Origin of the sequence: Paenibacillus sp. PastF-3 (genome assembly GCF_029893135.1) — a bacterium.
GTDB lineage: Bacteria > Bacillota > Bacilli > Paenibacillales > Paenibacillaceae > Paenibacillus_AQ > Paenibacillus_AQ nitricinens.
In genome coordinates, this window is record NZ_JARXWM010000005.1 from 116,447 (window position 1) to 136,500 (window position 20,054).

Sequence of the window (20,054 nt, forward strand, 5' to 3'; positions counted from 1 at the left end):
AAATGAGGAAACTGAATGACGACTAGGCCTTACTTAAAAATGATCCAGCATTCTGTTACAACCTCAGGGATTACCTTTGAGGAAGTTACACCGAATTTCGTATATAGAGCGTCGGATGGATTGAAATCCTTTGTGATGGTAGACGCTGAAATAGGTCTGAATAGCAGTGCCTCTACAATTATTGCTATGAGTAAATCTCTAACTTATGACGTTCTTCACAAAGAGGATGTTGCGGCTGTAGAACATACCTATTTAGCACATCCCGACGCAAAATTTAATCATTCAGATCCTTATGAATTAGCCGAGCGTTCTTTTTATAAGTTCAATAAGCAGGTAGTTGTGAAGCAGGATAACGGGGCGCAGGGAAATCATGTTTATAAAATTAATGAGATAGCCGATCTGCACGAAAAGCTGGATTTATTATTTTCTTTGCAGCTTAATGGGGCGATAGGTCCTTATTATGAAGCGGAGATTGAGTATAGAATCGTAACTTTTAATCATCAAGCGCGTGTATTCCTTGGCAAAAAAAGAGTGCATTCCTGGAAGCATAATTTGATTAATGGGGCTCTTGCGATTGAAGTTAACGATCATGCCAAACGAGTGACGCTAGCGGAGCTTGCTTCCCGGGCTTCTAAAGCACTAGGCCTTGATTTCTGCTCCGTAGATATTTTAGAGACAAATCAAGGCCTCATGGTTATTGAAGTCAATCATAAGGTGATGTTAGATGAGTATTGTAAGCAGAATCCAAGTGAGGTGCCAGCTCTATCTGATCTTTATAGGGAAGTAATTCTCCAGCGCTTGGATCAGTTATAATCCGATATCGAGCAGCGATTGCCCGAATAATCTTTTGGCGTTTCCGATAAAGGTTTGCGTGCCGACAATAACAATAATTTCGGAGGAAGAGCTTGCCTTTAGGTGTGAGAGAGCATCCTCCAAATAAGGGAACTCGTAGCTTTTTTCGATAAAATGTTTGGCGATATGAAGTGCATCTGTAGGAAAAGAAAGATGACTTATATCAGGCTTTGTGACGATGATTTGCTCCGAGACCGTACTCATCATTTCAATAACTCCTGTATAATCCTTATCTTTAGGGACACCGATGATTGAAGTTACAGAGCGGTTGCGGTCAGGATTAACGAGTTGAATAAGTTCAGCCAAATAGCTTGCAGATTCTTTATGAATCGCCCCATCAATAATCGTTAATGGATCATGAGAGATCACTTCACAGCGCCCCGGCCACTGCAGTTTTGCAAAACAATTGCCAACGAGTTCCCTATTGAGGGAACCTCCTGTAATATCCTCACATAGTGCGACTGCAGTAGCTGCATTGAGTGCTTGAAACTGCCCTAATAACGGAATCGTTAAGGATGGATAAATCGCTTGATTTGTCCGAATATCAAAAGTAGTTCCAACCGGTCCAATCGCAATAGAATCAGCCCCAAATTGCTCCTCATAATACTGTGCAGAATGGGCGCTAAGGTTCTCCTTTATAGTCGCGAGTACGCTCGGTTTCTGTTTGCTGATATATACGTTTGTTGCTTTATTTTTGACGATGCCCAGCTTATGAAGCGTAATACTGTTTAGGTCAGCTCCCAAATTAGCTACATGCTCTTCCATAATCGGAGTGATGACAGCCCAGTCATTCTTCAGAACATTGGTGTCATCAAATCTTCCACCTCTTCCGCATTCAATCACATTGAAGTCAGTAAGATTCTCCTTGAAGTACAACGCCGCAATCGCTAGACCTACACCAACAGGACCTTGATACTCATCTGTGGCAAGCTGATCTTCAATCCTTTGGAATTCCTCGCCAACTATATTTCCTAATCGTACAAAATCGTCCGTGGATATGGCCTTCCCGTCAATCCGTATTCTTTCGTTGAAATCAACCAGATGGGGTGAGGTGAATAAGCCCACTTTATATCCTAAGTGACTTAACAAAGAGGAGATAAATCTAGAGGTGGAGCCCTTACCTTTACTGCCTGTGACTAGTATGTATTGTTGATCTCGATCCGGATTTCCGACTAGATCCAGCAATGCTCTGGTGAATTCCGGTCGTCTAACTTGTTCATCCAAAGATTCTGTGATGTTGTTAATGGCTCTCAGATAAGAGCTGTAGATCATATCTTCTACCTGGGATTGTGAAGTGAATTTCACGATCATCGCTCCATTTAGTTAATTTTTGCTCGTTCTTCGGATAGTGTTGTATAGATGATGATCGGAAGTAGTACAACGGAAATACCAACAGTCAGAGCGATGCTCCAGTTCAAATCCTTATACAGCTGCACTACTGTAAACAATAAAGCGATTACGGGCAAGACCAGCTTATTTAAGTGTTTTAAAAATAGAGAGTTCATGCTTCTTTTTACAGTAACCGATGTGCCGATGTTGGGGATTTCTAATTCATTTCGTGACAAAGCAGTGATTCCGATAAATAAGTGGCTGTCGATAAATTTAAGCTGCTCATTCTCCTCATTTAGCTTGATTAGCTGGGCAATATGCTCCGTATCTATGTCTAAGATGGGGACGGCGATTTCTTTATGGTTGTAGGAAATGACGATTTTATCGGTCTCTTCCATGCCCAGCAGTTTTCTAACATTGGGGTGAATTCGGCATAAGTTTTGGTGCTCATCAAAAGGGTAGGGATGTCCTACTCTTAGCGTAAGCTCTCTTTTGCCAATAAAAAGATTTCCTAATGCGGTTAAGGGCCGTTTGATTCCCAGATGTATAAGTTTATGTATGCCTGGCTTGGATTGAGGACTTGTTCTTGCACGGGTAATGATTAGTTGATCATCCTCAGTGGCCTGAGTCTCAAGCAACAACATGATGTACCTGTTGAAATACAGCGTATTCGGCTTGGCTGTGTGATCCTCTTTTAGAGTGATGTTTATGCGAAAGCCATTCTTAGGATTAATCAGCTCGACATGATTCGAATATTTACGGACGAGTGTTGGACATGCTTTGACATAAGGTTTGGCAATCTCGTTCACTTTAGGAATTCCCCGAAGGATTGTGTTGTACTCCGGTTTAGTGATGGTTAATCCTGTTAAGGGGCAGTCTCCTAGCTTGTCCTTTGCTCTTTTAGATAATTGTATACTCCCTCTTGGGATATCACCTTTTGATAAAAGTAAACAGCTAACCTGAGTGCCATTCTCTGCTGTAAGCTCGACAAAAATATGGTGAACTAAGCCTAAATCAACCAGCTCATCGGGATTCATCGTAATTTCTTCTCTGGCAGTATAGCTTTGTTTGTCTAATATGGTGAAGGTCTGCTCGATATTTATGTTAGGCGCCTCCCAATTGATTGATAATTTGTTCGAGGGAATGAATGGTTTTTTGGAATAAATCAAAGGATTTCGGGTTACGATAATTTCGATTAATTTCAATTTGAACACTTTGAACTAACAATTCTTTGGCTGAATATGAAGTGATCGTTCCGGGATGAGATGCAGAAAATGTATGGTTTTGATGAACATTGGTAATACCATTATTGAAAAAAATACGTACAACCTCATTTATATTATTTGCTTGTATGGATGTTCCGTGTAATGTGCCTAAATCCATATCGAATTCTCTATCTTTAGAAGCCCCATGCAGGTCTATAACGAATTTAATTTGATGTTCTTTGACAATTGTTCCAAGTGCAGCTTTATATTCTCCGCCAAGGATGTAATTGGGATCTTCTTTGGAGAAGCTATTGGAATAGATACAATGACAACCTGTGAGCTTTTGTAATAGCAGAGCAAGTGAACCTGTATACATATCCGCAGGTTTTACAGCATTTTCTCTATAGTGGTTAATGGCATGCGGAGCTGACACAAGTACCGGGAGAGCGCCTTTTACAATGGTGTAGGAGGGCTCCACTCCAATATCGCCAAAATAATTGTTATTAGAGAATTGTAACTCATACTTCTCGATCAGAGATAAGATATGCCATCACCTATTCCTATTTACTATTGTGAAATACAAGAAAGTATAAGTTTCACGTTTTATCTTATATTTTTACATTTCACGCTTAAACGATCAACGTCCTTATTAGGACACCGAAGGCGTTTATACTTATCTATTATAGCGTTCGAAGATTTCAGATGGCTAGTTTTACCAATAAAAAGGCTATTGTAATGTGGAAATTGGTGTGCTAATATTTCAATTGAAAACGTTACCGATAAGGATACCGGAAAAATAAAAAAAGATATTTAAGTTAAATGTAACCGCTGACATCATTTCGGTAGCGCTACTCGGAAACGTCTTCAAATGAAATTATGAAATAAAAAGTATGAGGGGGAAGAAAAATGAAGAACATCAAAAAATACTTAGGGCTCATGTTGGTAATGTCTATGGTTGTAGTCTTGGCAGCAGGATGCGGTAATAAAGAGAACAATACAGCAACAAATGATGGAAACGCTTCATCTGGCAAAAAAGGATCGGTTTACTTTTTAAACTTCAAGCCTGAAATTGCAGAAATATATGAAAAAATCGCTAAGGATTATGAAGCAGAGACAGGAGTTAAAGTGAAAGTCGTAACGGCTGCTGCAGGTACTTACGAAACGAAATTGAAATCGGAAATTTCTAAGTCCGAAGCACCTACGATTTTTCAAATCAACGGACCTGTTGGTTTTCAATCATGGAAGGATTACACCTTGGATTTGAAAGATACTAAGCTGTACAGCTACCTATCCGACAAGAGCTTGGCTGTAACTGAAGGTGAAGGTGTATATGGTATCCCTTACGTCGTTGAAGGATACGGTATTATTTACAACGATGCGATTATGAAGAAATACTTTGCGCTACCTGATAAAGCTGTGTCGATCTCTTCCACCACTGAAATCAATAACTTCGACACTTTGAAAGCAGTAGTAGAAGATATGACCGCTAAAAAAGATCAACTGGGTATTAAAGGCGTATTCGCTTCCACTTCCCTCGCTGCTGGTGAGCAATGGAGATGGCAGACTCACTTGGCTAACTTGCCACTGTATTATGAATTCAAGGACAACACTGAGTTTGATAACACAGTTCTTGCCGGTTTAGCCTCTAAAGAAGTTGAATTCAAATACAATGATAAATTTAAAAATATCTTCGATCTTTACATCAAGAACTCTGTGACTAAAGAATCTTTGCTAGGCAGTAAGTCTGTAGCTGATTCCATGGCTGAATTCGCACTCGGTAACGCGGCTATGGTTCAAAACGGTAACTGGGCTTGGTCACAAATCAATGATGTTGACGGTAACGTAGTGAAAGCAGATGAGATTAAATTCTTGCCTATCTACACAGGTATGGAAGGCGAAGAGAAACAAGGTCTGGCTGTAGGTACAGAAAACTATTTTGCAATCAACAGCAAAGCATCTGCTGAGAACCAACAAGCTTCTATCGCTTTCTTGGAATGGTTGTTCTCCAGTGAAAAAGGTAAAGCTTATGTAACGAACGATCTAGGTTTCATCGCTCCATTCAATACCTTTGAAGAAAATGAAAAACCAGCAGATCCACTGGCTAAAGAAGTCTCCGCTTGGATGGAAAAAGATTTGACCTCCGTAGCTTGGACATTTGCAGCATTCCCAAGTGAAGAATTCAAAAATGTCTTTGGTGATGCCCTCTTGCAATATGCTCAAGGGAATAAAACCTGGGATGAAGTTGTAACCATCTTTAAGGATACTTGGAAGGCTGAAAAAGCAAAATAAAAAAGGCGTGGAAAGATGATTGAATAATTCTCAGTTGTCATACAGATATAAGCTTAGTGCCACTGGAGTCGAGACGGATTTCAGTGGCACTAAGCAACAATTCGAGTAAATTACATCTAGTTCATCATTTTCCATACTGAGATAGGAGAAGACTCCATGGAAAAATCGATAAGAAAATATTTTGCTCTTTTTGCGTTACCGACCATGATAGCCTTTGGGATCGCGTTTGTTGTACCTTTTCTGCTGGGGATATATTTATCCTTTACAGAGTTTACTACCGTCAATGATGCAAAATGGATCGGGTTTGGCAATTACATTAAAGCATTTTCAAATCAAGAATTTCTAAATGCACTGGGTTTTACGGTTAAGTTTACAGTTCTATCGGTTCTTACGATTAATGTATTCGCCTTCATACTGGCGATGTTGTTAACTAGAAAGCTAAAAGGGACTAATGTATTTAGAACTATTTTTTTCATGCCTAACTTGATAGGCGGTATCGTTTTAGGATACATCTGGCAGCTGATTTTCAATGGTATTTTGTACAAATTTGGAGTTACTTTAACCTCTGACGCAACTTATGGATTTTGGGGATTAATCATCCTTATGAATTGGCAATTGATAGGTTACATGATGATTATCTATGTTGCAGGTATTCAAAATGTGCCTAAGGATATAGTAGAAGCGGCAAGAATTGATGGAGCTTCACGTTCGAAGATTCTACGTAATGTGACGATTCCACTCGTAATGCCGTCCATTACCATTTGTTTATTCTTAACGTTATCGAATTCATTCAAATTGTTTGACCAAAACTTAGCGTTGACTGCGGGTGCTCCTTCTAAGCAGACTTCGATGTTAGCACTCGACATCTACAATACGTTCTACGGAAAAACAGGATGGGAAGGTGTCGGTCAAGCGAAAGCCGTCGTATTTTTTGCACTGGTAGCCTTAATCGCCTTAATACAACTTGTCATTACTAGAAGAAAGGAGGTTGAGAACTAATGCAACAGACTAGAGCAAAAGACTACTCCATTTTCACCATTTTGTTGGTCTTGGCCATTGCGTTCTTATCTCCGATCTTTATTGTTCTGATGAACTCCTTTAAAGGTAAGTTTTACATTAGTGATACACCTTTCTTACTCCCTAATGGAACTACTTTTGTTGGTTTGAAGAACTATACTAGCGGTATAGCGAAGATTGATTTCTTCAGTGCTTTCGGAATGTCCTTGTTTATCACGGTGTGTTCGGTTGCTGTAATCGTGTTATTCACTTCCATGACCGCATGGTATATTACTCGGGTCAAATCAAAATTTACAGGTATGATGTATTATGCTTTTGTGTTCTCAATGATCGTACCATTCCAAATGGTTATGTTCACAATGACTAAAACGGCTAACGTTCTACATCTGGACAATCCAATCGGAATTATCTTGATCTATTTAGGATTTGGATCAGGGCTGTCTGTGTTTATGTTTAGTGGATTTGTGAAGTCTATCCCTCTTGAGGTTGAAGAAGCGGTTATGATCGATGGATGTAATCCGCCACAAGCCTTCTTTAAAGTGGTATTGCCGATCCTGAAGCCGATTGCTGTAACTGTAGCTATTCTTAATGTAATGTGGGTGTGGAACGACTTTCTATTGCCAGACCTGCTGATTGGTACAGAATATAAAACGATTCCTATTGCGATTCAGTACCTAAAAGGTGGATATGGATCGATTGACATGGGAGCTATGATGGCGATGCTGGTCTTAGCGATTGTGCCAATCATTATTTTCTACCTGACTTGTCAAAAGTACATCATCGAAGGTGTCGTTGCAGGAGCCGTTAAGGGTTAAATAGAATATGTATGTAGAAGCGAGTAGGGTGCTTTTCTTGTTGAGTCTTTTCTTCAAGAATCCCCTACTTTCTTATTTAACGTGTAAAGGAAAGATAGAGATGGAGAGACTGACTATTATAGATATCGCTAAATTATGTGGGGTTGGCGTGACTACAGTATCTAGAGCTATAAATAATCATCCGGATATTAATGAAGAAACAAAAGCGATGGTTATGAAAGTCATCAAAGAAAATCATTATGTTCCGAATAACAGTGCCAGAAATTTAAAACGTTCCGATTCGAAAACGATTGCAGTGTTGATCAAAGGGATATCTAACCCATTTTTCAGCCCGATGATTAAAGTATTTGAAAAAGAGATCCAGCGAAAGAAATACTCCTTCATCCTACAACGTGTCGATGAGAATCAGGATGAGATCGAAGTGGCAATTGAGCTGGAGAAAGAAAAACGCCTGAAGGGAATTGTGTTCCTGGGGGGATTATTCTCACACTCTCAAGAAAAATTACAGCAATTGACGGTTCCATTTGTCCTGAGTACGATTGGAATGACGGAAGAGTTTGATCTAAGTGACTATTCTTCTGTATCTGTAGATGACTTTAATGAGAGCTATAAAATTGTGGACTATTTATGTAATCTAGGGCATGAGAAAATCGCAGTCATTACCGCGCCTGAAGATGATGTGAGTATCGGTAAATTGAGATATGAAGGGTATAAGAAGGCTCTTTCTGATCATGGGATAGCTTATAATGAACGGTTAGTACGCCGGATGAAAGAGAATATTGACAGCTATAGTATGGAAAATGGGTATGCGGTTACAAAAGAACTGCTGGAGTCAGGGGAAGAGTTTACTGCTATTTTCACCTCATCAGATAGTATGGCCATCGGTGCTTGTAAAGCAATATTTGAAGCAGGTAAGCGAGTTCCAGAAGAGTACTCTGTGGCAGGTTATGACGGACTGGATATTTCCTTCTATTATAATCCTTCCATTACTACCATCAAACAGCCTGTAGTAGAAATTGCGGAAGCAACGATTAAGATTTTGTTTGATCTCATTAATAAGAAGGTAAATCATGCGCATCAGATCTTCCCTGCAGAATTAATGATTAGAGAATCTACGAGGTCTATATTGTAGTGTCAAGCAGTTCATATGTTTAAGTTTATTTACGAATCGGGGTGGGGAGATAGAACCGCAAGAGATTAAATCTAACGATATCAACAGCATCACACGGTTTCTCACCGCATTCGGTGACCCTACTCGGATTCGGATTGTTACGTTATATGAGTTTAGTCCCATTTTAGGATAACCAGGCACTTATCGTATCGGAAATGGGTTTATAGATAAATATCATCCATCCCAGTGGGTTAGAGACCGAGATATGTAACGCATTGATAAGACTGAAGAAAGCTCCCAGCAACAGAAGAAATGAGAAAGCCCACATCTCCTTGATTAATTTTTTCTTCCACATAAGAGGCACTTCAATGGCTGCAATAACGGCTACAACTATGAGGGTCACTACTATACCCAATGTTCACAACCTCCCAAACTATCTTTAGTTTCCGGATTTCAAATCATTGCTTAGGGCCCTTCGAAACATACCCACACTTAATAACACCAAGGGTAGAAATAACCCGAAGGTTATAGCATAGTATACCCAATAATTATCAAATACCGTGTTGTAATATGTGAAATTGGGGGCAATAAGGGGAGCTAGTGCAACCAAAATTAACCCTGTGGGTAAGGTTAATACTCGATACTCCTTTAGTTTTAATAATTGGGATAACCCTAGAATGAAAGCATAGAAGAACAAAGTTACTTTTATAAACAGGGTTAACATCCACTGTAGAGCTATCAAGGCCTCAACTCGCTCGAAGAATCCGCCCACAGATATTCGCCTTGCTATGTTATAACTTGGATATATATCTCTAGTCGTCAGATCCGAACCTAGCACTAATATGGAAACAGTCAGTGTCAGGAAGATTATAATACCTCCTAGGAAACAACCCTGAAGTAAGCTTTTTGTTATCTTTTGTTGTTCGTTTACATAAGGGAGGAACATTAGAAAGACAACCGGCTCTAAAAAGGTGTAAGCCGTAATGGAAATAGATCCTCTCAGCACTGGTTTTAATCCATCCTCCATTATGGGCAGCAGTCTGACAATTTCCATCTGAGGAATAATTGCTACCGTAAGGATCAGAAATAGGATAATAATCATGGGAGTAAAGATCTCACCAGTTCTGCCTACGACCTCTATGCCGAGTCGTGTTGCCATAATCACGATAAGTATAAATAAAGTTAGAATAGCCGGAATAGGGGTTCCTGGCAACATTTCTGAAATCACAAAATCACTGATCTCACGCATACTTCCAACGGTAACGATAAGAAAAAACATTAAAGTCATAAGCGATAAAATCGTCCCTAACCATTTTCCAAAAGCCTTTTGAATCGCCTGAATAAGGGTTAATTTGGGATATAACTTTGTGAACCTGCTGTACATATAGATGGCTAGCAAACCTGTTGCCATCCCTATTAAAGTGGAAATCCAGGCATTTTGTCTGGCGTAGTGTGTAGTGGAAGGGGGGATTACGAGAATGGAATCCCCGATGGTAAGAAGCATAACCAGTATAGTTAGCTGACGAATACTTAGTTTACCTTTTTCGAGCATAACTTCGTTCCCTCCAATGCATCACTTCATCTCTTCTAAGAAAGAGTTAGTTACTTTTCCTAACAGTCGAATCTTAATGTCCGTCTTTACACTTACTGGAAGGTTTATAAAGGTTTGATCCCAATTGTCCCGCAGTTTCTTCCATTCCTGTGGGTTAGAGCGATGGATGACCTCGCCGAAGCCAAAAATATCGGATTTGTATTCTTGTTGTATTTTTTTAATCGTAGTTTCGAATAAATCCACTACTTTCTGGTTAGCGATTTGTTCTAATTCGGTGATGGTCTTTGGATCGGTCAGGTCTAGATTTCTACATTGAACCTCTCCTAAATCTGATTCTATATGTTGTTCGATCCTGATTTCTGGCTTGCCGGTTTTCATGCTACCTTTTATTTTGGAGTGGGCTTCAAATACATCAAGAGACACCTTATCTCCTTCGGGACACTTGATGTAGAATACTGTGCTCTTCACCTTATTGGTTAAATAGTTATATACTTTTGATTCCTCTTGATTTAGCCAGCCAATCAATTTGTCTTCTTTGAATAGGGCTAATCCAGAGTATTTCAATTCTGTTGGAGAGTCTACTGTTTCAACATTCGTCTGAGTTTCTCCCACATCTACATTTCCATCGATGACAACCCCTGTTAAGACTGGATTCTTACCTTTAGTTACAAGCTCTGTTGTCAGTGTTCCTAATGTCACAGTAGATGTTGGTGCCCATTGTTTCTCCGATGTTTCCAGACTAGAATATAATCGCATGGCAGGAATCTTTTCAAGGCTGGTTAATATTTTCAAAGCGTCTGACGCTTTGGAGTTTTTGGATACGACTATAAAAAAGTCAGTTCTCACTTCCGTATCTCTAGACAAGAGATCAAGAACTTGACTAATTCCTTCTTTTGCTAAATCTTCGCCCAGAACCAATATTCGCAAATGAGCGATGTAAATTTTGCGGGGGCTAAGGGTTGTGATTTTCCTTACGGCTTCATAAACGGTGCTTCCAGTCGCTTTATAAAGGTTTACGGGTGACTGAGGACTTCCTCCTTTTGAGCCTGCAATCTGACTGGGTAAAACGACTTGTGCAGAAACTTGATAATGATCTCCTATCTTATCGATGCCCAACCCGACGGTGATCGCAAGATCGTTTAATTCCCGGCGACTCCAGCAGCCTGTTACGAATACTTGTACGAGTATAACCATACACAGCAGAAGTGCTCTTCGTTTCATAGTTTATTCCTCCGTTAGATCTCCCGGTTTTTCCGGTGGTGTACTCTTCACCCGAACCATATTTGCTTGATTGATTAGCTTAGGGCGGGTAAACATAGCCCAGCGGGGCATTCGGAAAAAGGTATCCTTTTGATCAGCAAGATTAAACGGAGCTAACGGGCTCATATAAGGAATTCCAAAGGAGCGTAAGCTACACATATGAAGCACTATAGCGATAACACCAATAATGATTCCGAACAATCCAAAGGAAGCGGCTAGAAACATCATTGGGAAACGAAGCATTCTGATTGTCAAGGCGAGATCAAAGGCTGGCAGAACAAAGCTGGAGATCGCGGTAACTGCAACGACAATGAGCATGGCGGCAGAAACAATGCCAGCATCTACTGCAGCTGTTCCAATAACCAATGTCCCTACTATAGAGACAGATTGGGCTATGGTTTGAGGCATACGCACACTGGCTTCCCTTAGAATCTCAAAAGCAAGCTCCATTAGAAGTGCTTCAATAAACGCTGGAAGCGGCACGCCTTCCCGTTGAGCAGCTAAGCTAATGAGCAGCGTTGTGGGCAACATCTCTTGATGGAAGGTAGTAATAGCTACATATAAAGATGGGGCTAGTAATGAAATGAATATACAGAGATAACGGAGCATCCGAACTAAGGTACCAACATCCGCACGTTGATAATAATCCTCAGCGGTCTGCATGAAGGAAACAAAGGTAGTAGGAACGGTCATGACTATAGGCGTTCCATCTACTAATATAGCTACTTTTCCTTCCATAAGCGCAGCGGCAATAACATCAGGACGTTCGGTATGATGAACGGTTGGAAATGGAGTATAGGTTTCATCCTCGATTAATTCCTCAATATAACCACTCTCCAAGATGCCATCAATATCGATCCGATCTAAACGCTTATGTACTTCTTGTACAATCCCGTCATCTACAATTCCTTTGATATACATAATGGCTACATCGGTTTGGGTGACGCGTCCGATTTGTTGTGTTTCTAACCACAAATTAGGGTCTTTTATTTTCCGCCTTATTAAGGCGGTATTAGTACGCAAGCTTTCTGTGAAGGCTTCCTTAGGTCCGCGGATCACCGTTTCGGTGGCACTTTCCGATACACCACGATCTTTCCAGCCACGCATGCCAATCGTGAAACCCTTGGCGTATCCATCTAGTAAGAGGATCACATCTCCGGATAATAGGGAGGTTAACAAAGCATGGAACTCCATCGCATCTTTGATATCACCTACGGTAAGCATGTGATTTCTTAATAAGGAATAGTTGTCTTTCTCAGGTTCTAAGCTCAAATCTGGAATTTCTAAGACAAGAGACTCCAGAATGAAATCCTGAATAGCTTTACTGTCAGCAAGTCCATCCGTATAGAAAATAGCTGCTTTCATCTGTTGCTTGGAGCCGATGAAGAAATCTCTGACCACAAGGTCTGTGCTATTTCCGAGCGTTGTCTTTATATGTTCAATATTATCTTGGAGGTTTTCCTTGAGAGGCTCTTTAGGTAATTCTTTAGTGGGGTTCGGGTGCCCTACTGTAGGGTTTTTGAATACTTTGGTTATTGTTCTGTTCAGAAATCCCATGGTTGTTATCCCTCTTCCGCAAGCTGCTGTAATTTAGCTATTACCATAATGCGGAGGGATTATTCTTTGAATAATCCATGGTGGGATTGGGGATGAGCTCGCAAAAAAAAAAAAGGCCATCGAGATTCTCTCGACAGCCAGGGTAGAACTAGATATTTAAGAACTAGAGGATGTCCAATCATTCGTCAGGTGTTTCTCAGTTAATATAGACAGCAACTGGATACCGACCTCATTATGGCCACCTTCTGGGATGATCAAATCGGCGTATTTCTTGGATGGTTCAATAAAAGCTTCATGCATTGGCTTAACCGTGCTCAAATATTGGTGATGGATCGATTGGATGCTCCGGCCACGTTCTTCGATATCGCGGAGTACCCGGCGGAGGATGCGTACATCAGGATCAGCATCCACAAAGACTTTGATATCAAGCATATCTCGGAGGTTCTCGTCGGATAGAACATGGAGTCCCTCGATGATTACAATGTTGTTTGGTTTCAGTTCTACAGTCTCCGTAGTGGAGCGGGCATGAACTGTGAAGTCGTACACCGGTGCATATGCGGTCTGATCTTCACGCAGACATTTAAGATGCTCAATAAGCAGCTCATTGTCGAAAGCGAAAGGATGATCGTAATTGATGGATTCACGTTCAGCGAAGCTGAGGTGTGAATGATCTTTATAGTAGTTATCTTGAGATATGAAAGTTACCTTTCCCGTTCCAAGACGGTCAATGACGGAGCGGGCTACGGTTGTTTTTCCCGAGCCGGTGCCGCCGGCGATACCAATGATAAGCATGTGATTCAATAACCCTCCCTAAGATTGCCGTTGCAATTCCAATATTGTAGCACAGCGCTCATGTTTTTTCACCTTAGATCGGGTAAAATTAAGATGGGATTTTTTGAAATTCGTCTATATTAGGGACAAGGCAAACACGGAAGGGGCAATTCTACCAATGAACGGAAAAAAATCAGTGCAAGAGGCCTTTAATGAAACGACGTATCGGATCGTAGGACATGGAAATCGAGAGGTTCAAGTCTTGAAGGAAGCTTTTGAAGCTGTAGAAAATAGTACACCGTCTGATATTTATGGATCGGGGAAGGTTATTGAGGATTTTCAATCGGAGATGGCGAAACTTCTGGGTAAAGAGACAGCGGTCTTCTTTCCGAGTGGAACAATGGCACAGCAAATCGCTTTAAGAATATGGTGTGATGAAAAAGGACTCAAGAGCGTCGCCTATCATCCTTTATGTCATTTGGAGATCCATGAGCAGGATGGGTTGAAGGAACTGCATCATATTGAGCCTGTCCTACTTGCGAACAAGGATCGACTAATCACCTTGGATGATGTATTACATATGAAGGAAGATATTGCTTGTCTGCTGCTCGAATTGCCGCAGCGCGAGATTGGTGGACAGTTACCGGAGTATAAGGAGCTTGAAGCGATTTCTGCACATTGCCGTGCTCGGGGAATTAAGCTGCATTTGGATGGCGCAAGATTGCTTGAGACGCTTCCCTATTATGGCAAGACAGCTGCTGAGATCTGCGCCCTCTTTGATAGTGTCTATATCTCACTGTATAAAGGAATCGGAGGAATTGCAGGCGCGATTCTTGCAGGCGGTGAGGCATTTACGAAGCAATCGAAGATATGGAAACGGCGGCATGGTGGCGACCTAATCAGTCTGTATCCATACATTATTTCCTCTGATTATTACTACCAGCAAAGAGTAGATAAGATGCAGCAGTATTACGAAGGGGCTAAGGAGCTTGCTGCTTTAGTTAATCAATGTTACGGGGTGACTACGTTACCTGCTGAGCCTGTCTCCAACATGTTTCATATGCATTTTCAAATGTCTAGGGAGAGCATTGAACCGATCCTGTCTTCTGTATATGAGTCAACAGGAATCGGTTTAAGCGCAGCGATAAGACCAACGGGAGAAGATACTTCTTATTGTGAGATCAGTATTGGAGACAAGTACGCCGACATTCCTAAAGAAGAGGTAAAAGGATTCTTTTTGCTGCTCGATAAGCTAATGCGCGAGTCATCTTCCGAGCAGTGTTCGAAGTAACGAGATCCGTAATAATTGCTTTTTAATAAGCTTCGTACGGAATTCATTTCTTAACTGATTGTAAATAGGCGGGCAATGGTTAAGAGCCCAATGATACATGAATTTAAAGTCTGTAGCGTCTTTTGCAGAATTTAATAAATAGTAGGAGATCGTATCATAAGCATTATGGTTAAACCATTCCGCCATTTCTGGCTCGCTATATCCATATTTCTGAACGGCCATATTCTTAATCAACAGCTTCTCCTCCAGATTCTCAATTAAGAATCCCTGACTCAGATTAAAGGTGATATTGTCCCCGTGTAATCTGTATACACCGGCAAGTGTATCTATGAAGCCGGCATCACCGACCAACAAGGAACGCAGATAAATAGAAGCATCATTAACCATGTTCATATTTAGGATATCCATAGCTATTAAAGCCTCACGCTTAAAGACAGTTGTTAAGGTGGAGGAGGGCTTCGGATATCCTTTTTTCTCGAAATTCATGAAATAATCCTGCTTCTTAATAATCTTGCTTAGCTGTAGGCTGTTGATCTTCAGTTGCTTGGCCTTTGAAAATTCAAGAAAAACATTAGCAGCCACAAATGATATTTCGGGATGGTGATTGTGAAACTCTACAGCCTTACTTAAATAATTCATGTCAATCAGATAGTCATCATCATCGAGAAAAAGAACATACTCACCATTACCATGAGCAGCAAAAGCTATACGGCGATTATTTCCCGGCCCGCTGTTCTTTTCGTTTCGCATGTAGATTACCTGTGACTCGCCTCCGAAGCTTTGATGCATTAACTCTTCCGTGCCATCTGTAGAGCAATCATCAATAACTGTAATCTCTTTATGCGGATAGTCCTGCATTAAGATGCTTTGGATCGCTTGATTTAGGAATGCCTTTCTATTGTAGGTAGTGATAATGACACTGACCTTAGGATAATCGGCAAAGGAAAGGAGAGTGGAGTCTGAGATAGCCATATCTGAGGACTGATGTTTGATTGCGACGATCCCATGGATTAACCCGTCTATCTCTTCGTTTACGATACTGAATTGCTCTGACAGATAGAATCTTATTGCATCCTCTGAAGCTCTCCCTGTGAGATAAGCACGGATCACTTCGGATAGGGTTTCTAGAAAGGTTTTGATTTGCGGATTTTGTTCTTTATCTAGGATCAGGCGGCATCGTTGAAAGATTTCCTGATCATCCATTTGAAGGGCAGATGAATGGTTTATTTCATCATTCAGGTCATTTAGAAAGACGTAACAGGCTTGCTGCAAAACCTCGCTATGATCCATTTCGAGTCCTCCTGATGTGTTATTTAGATACACTACTTACCTTAGGTCTAGCCAGAACCTTATGCTTGAGCTTCGCCCGATATCCTCTGAGATGCTCCCATGTATACAGGAAAACTTCCCGTTCCATTAAGGAGGCGATCACGAAATATATAGGCAGGATTACAAGCCCTAGCAGTACACCCCACAACATAAGCCCCACATAGGAATGGATTCGGATAGGGATGGCGCTAGAGATCAGAATAATGCCCGCAAAAACCACTGCATTCGTTAGCCATCTTCTAAAGGTGACCCAAGGGCTCCGATTCAGCAGATGTTTGCTAGCATAGACCACAATATCTACGGAGCGGTATAAGAGGGCAGCTATGGTTCCCATCAGTACACCGTAAATTCCCATAAAGATTACAAAGACAATAGAAGCGACTAGATTGATTACGGATTCTAGAATGGAACGGTTCTGTGTTTTCTTGAAATGTCCGGCAATTGTTATCACATTATTGGAAGAAGCTCTGGCATTGGTTAATAATTTGATGACTACGAACAAGACCGGCAGCCACATATCGATATAATTCACGTCGTTTACCCCTGCGGTATACAATTTCATAAAAGGTAGAATCAGAATATAGGCCACTGTTAGTATCGAGAAGATGAGCCCCATAAAATACACTTCGTAAGCATCATAAAATTTAATAAAGGCCTCTTTACTCTCATGAAAGCTCTGACCGAGAGCAGCTTTCACGCTTCCGTTTATGGTTTGGACGATGTTATCAACAATCGTAAAAATCATGTTGTACATGACATAAATGCTGACGATCTTTAAGTTCGTAAATATAGTCAGGATCAGCACGTCGGTATTTCTAAACACCAAGTAGGAGATCTCATGGACTAACACGGAATTTTTTTGACCAATGGCTTCATAGTCTGGTTTGAGAGTTAGGTTGATCCATTTGTAATGTTTATTGATATAGATATAGAAGACGACGATTTGAAGTACGGTTAATATGAAATAGGAAGCTTGCACAGCGATGATGTTAACCCCTTGAAGCAATAACAGAATCCGAATCACATTGTTCAGAATGTTAGCTACAGTGACTATAGATGTCTCTACATAGCTTTTTCCCTCTGCAGCAAGCAGAACTTTGAATTTTCCTTGAAAATAATAATTGATCGCCCCGCCCATTCCTGTGAGTAAAATAATGAGCGTAATCGATAATTTATCGATTTCAGAAGTAATCACTAATGGATACAGGGTGGCGATTAGAAGGACGGCGAAAAAATAATAAATGCCTGTTTTTTTATAATAGCTGGAGGTGGCGGCCAGAATAGAGTTGATATGGTTCTTATCATCCGAAGCCACTGGCTTATATAGGGCTTGTATCGAAGCGGCTCCTACTCCGGCTTCCAGCAGGGCCAAATAACTAATGATCTGTACAATAGAAGCGATTAAACCATTAGCTTCAGAGCCATAGTTGACCATAATCAGTCGGGGGATAAAAAAACCAAGGATGATCGTGATGAGCTGACTCCCGAGTCCAAAGGATAAGTTAAGAATGCTCCGCTTGGCTCTCATAACGTATCCTCCTTTCGTAAAGCGATAAATACTTATCCAGCTGCTCGAAATGTTCTTCGGCATGTTTGACTTGTGGCGTGACATCCATGCAGTGGGTAATCATACTTTCAAACACCTGTACAGGCTGGAGCTGCTCCAGTGTAGTGAAATCAGCATATAATCCTTTGAACTGGACATCTTCCATTACGTTGATCATTTTTTGGCTGTAAGCCACAGGAAACACAGGTTTGCCCAATACCCAGCCCAGGATCATCGCATGGAATCTTGAAGCAACTATAAAGCTGGAATTGGCTAGAACGGACAAAACCTCTTCCATATTTGTTTTATATAAATGCACTTGGATGGCATCCTCATAGGAGGGCCCCATAAGATTCTGGATCTCTTCAATCGCCAGCTGGTCCCCTTCATGTTCACAAAAGGACATGAAATGAACAGCGTAGCCTTTTTCAATGAAATAAATTGCGAATTCTTTCATTTTTTCATAATAGAGGTTGTCAAAGCCGTTCAGACCTTTAATAGAAGGCTTAATGACGGATAAGACAATGTAATCCTCGGGTTCGGCTTGAGGATCTGGTGGATCAAGCTGAAAAATAATATCTGGCGCTAAACGGACATTATCCAGATCCTCAAATAAATCATAAGAATATTTTTCTCTAAAGCAGATGTCGGTATAGTCCTTAAAAATGCGCTTATGTTCCTCGTAATATTCTTTATCTGTATAAGGGCCGAAATTCGATCCTAATAAATAGTAGGGCTTATTCTTATTCCGAATGGTTTCTGCGTTCTTGAAATGCTCTGACCAATGCTCTGCCTGCATAAAGATCGAGCCGCCGATATGAACGACACCATCGGAGTGATCGGCCATATATTTTTGCGCCAGATTATGTATCTTTAACCTTCTGCAAATAAAGGCAATGCCTCTAAAAAAGAATGTATCGGAAGGATAAACTCTGAGGTTCTTGATCTCTTTGAAGACCAGCTTGTATAAGCGTGGAGCGCAGATTCTGAATTCGGTATCCGGATACCTCTCACATAACACCTTTATGAATAAATCATCGCCCAGATTAAATTCGGTATAGGCATAGATCAGCAGCTTTTTCATATTCTAAATTCCTTTCGCTTGAACCTGGATAAGCTTTTCTCCACAGAAATGAATCTGTGATATAGAAGCGGGGAGATTAAGAATGTTCGGATATAAAGGGCTAATCTTCGATCATTACCTCTATAACGTCTTATGAGTTCATACATTTCTTGGTTTAGTTCCGGATAGGTATGATCGATGTCGCGAAGTAACTTCTGAATGCTTTCGCCTTTTGTCTCATTTAGACAGGTTTTTAGGTTGAAAAAGTAATTCTCGATCAATTCGCGATTTCTTATATAAGGAGATATCATATCCAAATTCTCAAAGGGATGGGCCTCGAAATAAGCATCGACCCGTTTGAATACATCAACGACATCAAATTTATTCACATTATAGCTATTGGAAATCGACGTATTTCTTTGTAAATAAAACGATAATATATCCGGTAATGTGATGACTCTAGTAGCTCTGGATAAAGCTTTGTAGATAAATTCCTGATCTTCTCCATTCACACAGCGTTCCGTATATTGGAGTTCGTGAAGGAGTAATAATTCCCGTTTGTACGCAATGCTCCCTGTCCATATTCGCAAGCTTTTGTTCACGAAAATATGAGTCAGCGCTTCACTGCCTGTGATGTCGCTATATGCAGAGGCGTAGCTCAAAGTAGCAACTCCATCCTCTGTGACATGGCTATATCCCCAGCAGATAATTTCGGGGTCAGATGGTTGAGTATAGGTATGAACGGTCCTTACTAAATCTGTAGAGATATAATCATCTCCATCCAGAAACAGCACATAGTTGCCTGTGGCTTCTGCTAAGCCTCTATTTCTAGCCGCACTAACCCCTTGATTCTCTGTTCGAATGACTTTGCAAGAAAGCTCGGGATGAAGTGAGAGGATCTTTTCTATCACATTGTAGGTGTGATCCGTAGATCCGTCATCCACGATAATGACCTCGAAATGCGGTTCACTTTGGGCAAGGAGTGTATCAAACATAGGGGTCATATAATGTTCAATATTGTATACAGGGACCACAATGCTTAGATTCATGTGCTGGCTCCTTTCCTT

18 protein-coding genes are annotated in these 20,054 nt (G+C 40.8%); 6 read left to right on the forward strand and 12 right to left on the reverse strand.

Features of this window, described 5'->3' with window-relative positions:
* Positions 1 to 15 precede the first annotated feature (15 nt).
* Positions 16 to 813, forward strand: a complete 798-nt coding sequence (locus M2444_RS12290; protein WP_280787096.1) for an ATP-grasp domain-containing protein — start codon at positions 16 to 18, stop codon at positions 811 to 813.
* On the opposite strand, the gene M2444_RS12295 is transcribed toward M2444_RS12290, so the two are convergent.
* From M2444_RS12295 to M2444_RS12305, 3 genes are all read right to left on the reverse strand, one after another.
* Positions 808 to 2,157: a bifunctional folylpolyglutamate synthase/dihydrofolate synthase gene (locus tag M2444_RS12295; protein ID WP_280787097.1), complete on the reverse strand. Its 1,350-nt coding sequence runs from the start codon at positions 2,155 to 2,157 to the stop codon at positions 808 to 810. The two genes, M2444_RS12290 and M2444_RS12295, sit on opposite strands and share 6 nt — an antisense overlap.
* A gap of 14 nt (positions 2,158 to 2,171) precedes the next feature.
* The gene (locus tag M2444_RS12300; protein ID WP_094869201.1) at positions 2,172 to 3,218 is read right to left on the reverse strand and encodes a hypothetical protein; all 1,047 of its coding nucleotides are present in this window, start codon (positions 3,216 to 3,218) and stop codon (positions 2,172 to 2,174) included.
* A 67-nt stretch (positions 3,219 to 3,285) separates the two neighbouring features.
* Positions 3,286 to 3,819, reverse strand: coding sequence for an N-formylglutamate amidohydrolase (locus M2444_RS12305; RefSeq protein WP_143812425.1), 534 nt, complete (start codon positions 3,817 to 3,819; stop codon positions 3,286 to 3,288).
* 473 nt (positions 3,820 to 4,292) lie between these two features.
* Here M2444_RS12305 and M2444_RS12310 point away from each other — a divergent pair, with 473 nt between their 5' ends.
* From M2444_RS12310 to M2444_RS12325, 4 genes are all read left to right on the forward strand, one after another.
* Positions 4,293 to 5,675: an ABC transporter substrate-binding protein gene (locus tag M2444_RS12310; protein ID WP_094877514.1), complete on the forward strand. Its 1,383-nt coding sequence runs from the start codon at positions 4,293 to 4,295 to the stop codon at positions 5,673 to 5,675.
* Between the two features lie 156 nt (positions 5,676 to 5,831).
* Positions 5,832 to 6,674, forward strand: a complete 843-nt coding sequence (locus M2444_RS12315) for a carbohydrate ABC transporter permease (protein WP_094869198.1) — start codon at positions 5,832 to 5,834, stop codon at positions 6,672 to 6,674.
* Positions 6,674 to 7,507: a carbohydrate ABC transporter permease gene (locus M2444_RS12320; RefSeq protein ID WP_094869197.1), complete on the forward strand. Its 834-nt coding sequence runs from the start codon at positions 6,674 to 6,676 to the stop codon at positions 7,505 to 7,507. The genes M2444_RS12315 and M2444_RS12320 overlap by 1 nt, the downstream gene beginning before the upstream one ends.
* A 100-nt stretch (positions 7,508 to 7,607) precedes the next feature.
* Positions 7,608 to 8,639 (forward strand): LacI family DNA-binding transcriptional regulator, encoded by a 1,032-nt coding sequence (locus tag M2444_RS12325; protein WP_094877513.1) that lies wholly within the window; start codon positions 7,608 to 7,610, stop codon positions 8,637 to 8,639.
* Between the two features lie 163 nt (positions 8,640 to 8,802).
* On the opposite strand, the gene M2444_RS12330 is transcribed toward M2444_RS12325, so the two are convergent.
* The 5 genes from M2444_RS12330 to udk all read right to left on the reverse strand — a co-directional run bounded on the left by M2444_RS12330 (position 8,803) and on the right by udk (position 13,779).
* On the reverse strand, positions 8,803 to 9,033 hold the full coding sequence (locus M2444_RS12330; RefSeq protein WP_280787098.1) for a hypothetical protein: 231 nt from the start codon (positions 9,031 to 9,033) through the stop codon (positions 8,803 to 8,805).
* Positions 9,034 to 9,057: 24 nt separating this feature from the next.
* Entirely contained in the window at positions 9,058 to 10,170 is a 1,113-nt protein-coding gene (locus M2444_RS12335) for a GerAB/ArcD/ProY family transporter (RefSeq protein WP_280787099.1), read from the reverse strand.
* Positions 10,171 to 10,191: 21 nt separating this feature from the next.
* Positions 10,192 to 11,391 carry a Ger(x)C family spore germination protein gene (locus M2444_RS12340; RefSeq protein ID WP_280787100.1) on the reverse strand — a complete coding sequence of 400 codons (1,200 nt, stop codon included), beginning with the start codon at positions 11,389 to 11,391 and terminating at the stop codon, positions 10,192 to 10,194.
* Positions 11,392 to 11,394: 3 nt separating this feature from the next.
* Positions 11,395 to 12,987 carry a spore germination protein gene (locus tag M2444_RS12345; RefSeq protein ID WP_280787101.1) on the reverse strand — a complete coding sequence of 531 codons (1,593 nt, stop codon included), beginning with the start codon at positions 12,985 to 12,987 and terminating at the stop codon, positions 11,395 to 11,397.
* 156 nt (positions 12,988 to 13,143) lie between these two features.
* Positions 13,144 to 13,779: a uridine kinase gene (gene udk, locus M2444_RS12350; RefSeq protein WP_076116417.1), complete on the reverse strand. Its 636-nt coding sequence runs from the start codon at positions 13,777 to 13,779 to the stop codon at positions 13,144 to 13,146.
* Between the two features lie 157 nt (positions 13,780 to 13,936).
* On the opposite strand from udk, the gene M2444_RS12355 reads away from it, so the two are divergent.
* Positions 13,937 to 15,049 carry a threonine aldolase family protein gene (locus M2444_RS12355; RefSeq protein WP_280787102.1) on the forward strand — a complete coding sequence of 371 codons (1,113 nt, stop codon included), beginning with the start codon at positions 13,937 to 13,939 and terminating at the stop codon, positions 15,047 to 15,049.
* On the opposite strand, the gene M2444_RS12360 is transcribed toward M2444_RS12355, so the two are convergent.
* From M2444_RS12360 to M2444_RS12375, 4 genes are read right to left on the reverse strand one after another with little or no spacing between them, the layout of a single operon-like run.
* On the reverse strand, positions 15,023 to 16,339 hold the full coding sequence (locus M2444_RS12360) for a glycosyltransferase family 2 protein (protein WP_094877505.1): 1,317 nt from the start codon (positions 16,337 to 16,339) through the stop codon (positions 15,023 to 15,025). The genes M2444_RS12355 and M2444_RS12360 overlap by 27 nt on opposite strands.
* Positions 16,340 to 16,358: 19 nt before the next feature.
* Positions 16,359 to 17,906: a lipopolysaccharide biosynthesis protein gene (locus M2444_RS12365; RefSeq protein WP_094877504.1), complete on the reverse strand. Its 1,548-nt coding sequence runs from the start codon at positions 17,904 to 17,906 to the stop codon at positions 16,359 to 16,361.
* Complete coding sequence (locus tag M2444_RS12370) at positions 17,881 to 19,008, reverse strand: polysaccharide pyruvyl transferase family protein (protein WP_280787103.1); 1,128 nt, start codon at positions 19,006 to 19,008, stop codon at positions 17,881 to 17,883. Before M2444_RS12370 ends, M2444_RS12365 begins: the two co-directional genes overlap by 26 nt.
* On the reverse strand, positions 19,005 to 20,036 hold the full coding sequence (locus M2444_RS12375) for a glycosyltransferase family 2 protein (protein WP_280787104.1): 1,032 nt from the start codon (positions 20,034 to 20,036) through the stop codon (positions 19,005 to 19,007). The genes M2444_RS12370 and M2444_RS12375 overlap by 4 nt, the downstream gene beginning before the upstream one ends.
* Positions 20,037 to 20,054 lie beyond the last annotated feature (18 nt).

Bases quoted from the DNA above. Each gene is read 5' to 3' on its own strand.
- M2444_RS12290 (WP_280787096.1), top strand. From the start codon at position 16: ATGACGACTAGGCCTTACTTAAAAATGATCCAGCATTCTGTTACAACC.
- M2444_RS12300 (WP_094869201.1), bottom strand. From the start codon at position 3,218: ATGAATCCCGATGAGCTGGTTGATTTAGGCTTAGTTCACCATATTTTT.
- M2444_RS12310 (WP_094877514.1), top strand. From the start codon at position 4,293: ATGAAGAACATCAAAAAATACTTAGGGCTCATGTTGGTAATGTCTATG.
- M2444_RS12315 (WP_094869198.1), top strand. From the start codon at position 5,832: ATGGAAAAATCGATAAGAAAATATTTTGCTCTTTTTGCGTTACCGACC.
- M2444_RS12320 (WP_094869197.1), top strand. From the start codon at position 6,674: ATGCAACAGACTAGAGCAAAAGACTACTCCATTTTCACCATTTTGTTG.
- M2444_RS12325 (WP_094877513.1), top strand. From the start codon at position 7,608: ATGGAGAGACTGACTATTATAGATATCGCTAAATTATGTGGGGTTGGC.
- M2444_RS12335 (WP_280787099.1), bottom strand. From the start codon at position 10,170: ATGCTCGAAAAAGGTAAACTAAGTATTCGTCAGCTAACTATACTGGTT.
- M2444_RS12340 (WP_280787100.1), bottom strand. From the start codon at position 11,391: ATGAAACGAAGAGCACTTCTGCTGTGTATGGTTATACTCGTACAAGTA.
- M2444_RS12345 (WP_280787101.1), bottom strand. From the start codon at position 12,987: ATGGGATTTCTGAACAGAACAATAACCAAAGTATTCAAAAACCCTACA.
- udk (WP_076116417.1), bottom strand. From the start codon at position 13,779: ATGCTTATCATTGGTATCGCCGGCGGCACCGGCTCGGGAAAAACAACC.
- M2444_RS12355 (WP_280787102.1), top strand. From the start codon at position 13,937: ATGAACGGAAAAAAATCAGTGCAAGAGGCCTTTAATGAAACGACGTAT.
- M2444_RS12360 (WP_094877505.1), bottom strand. From the start codon at position 16,339: ATGGATCATAGCGAGGTTTTGCAGCAAGCCTGTTACGTCTTTCTAAAT.
- M2444_RS12365 (WP_094877504.1), bottom strand. From the start codon at position 17,906: ATGAGAGCCAAGCGGAGCATTCTTAACTTATCCTTTGGACTCGGGAGT.
- M2444_RS12370 (WP_280787103.1), bottom strand. From the start codon at position 19,008: ATGAAAAAGCTGCTGATCTATGCCTATACCGAATTTAATCTGGGCGAT.
- M2444_RS12375 (WP_280787104.1), bottom strand. From the start codon at position 20,036: ATGAATCTAAGCATTGTGGTCCCTGTATACAATATTGAACATTATATG.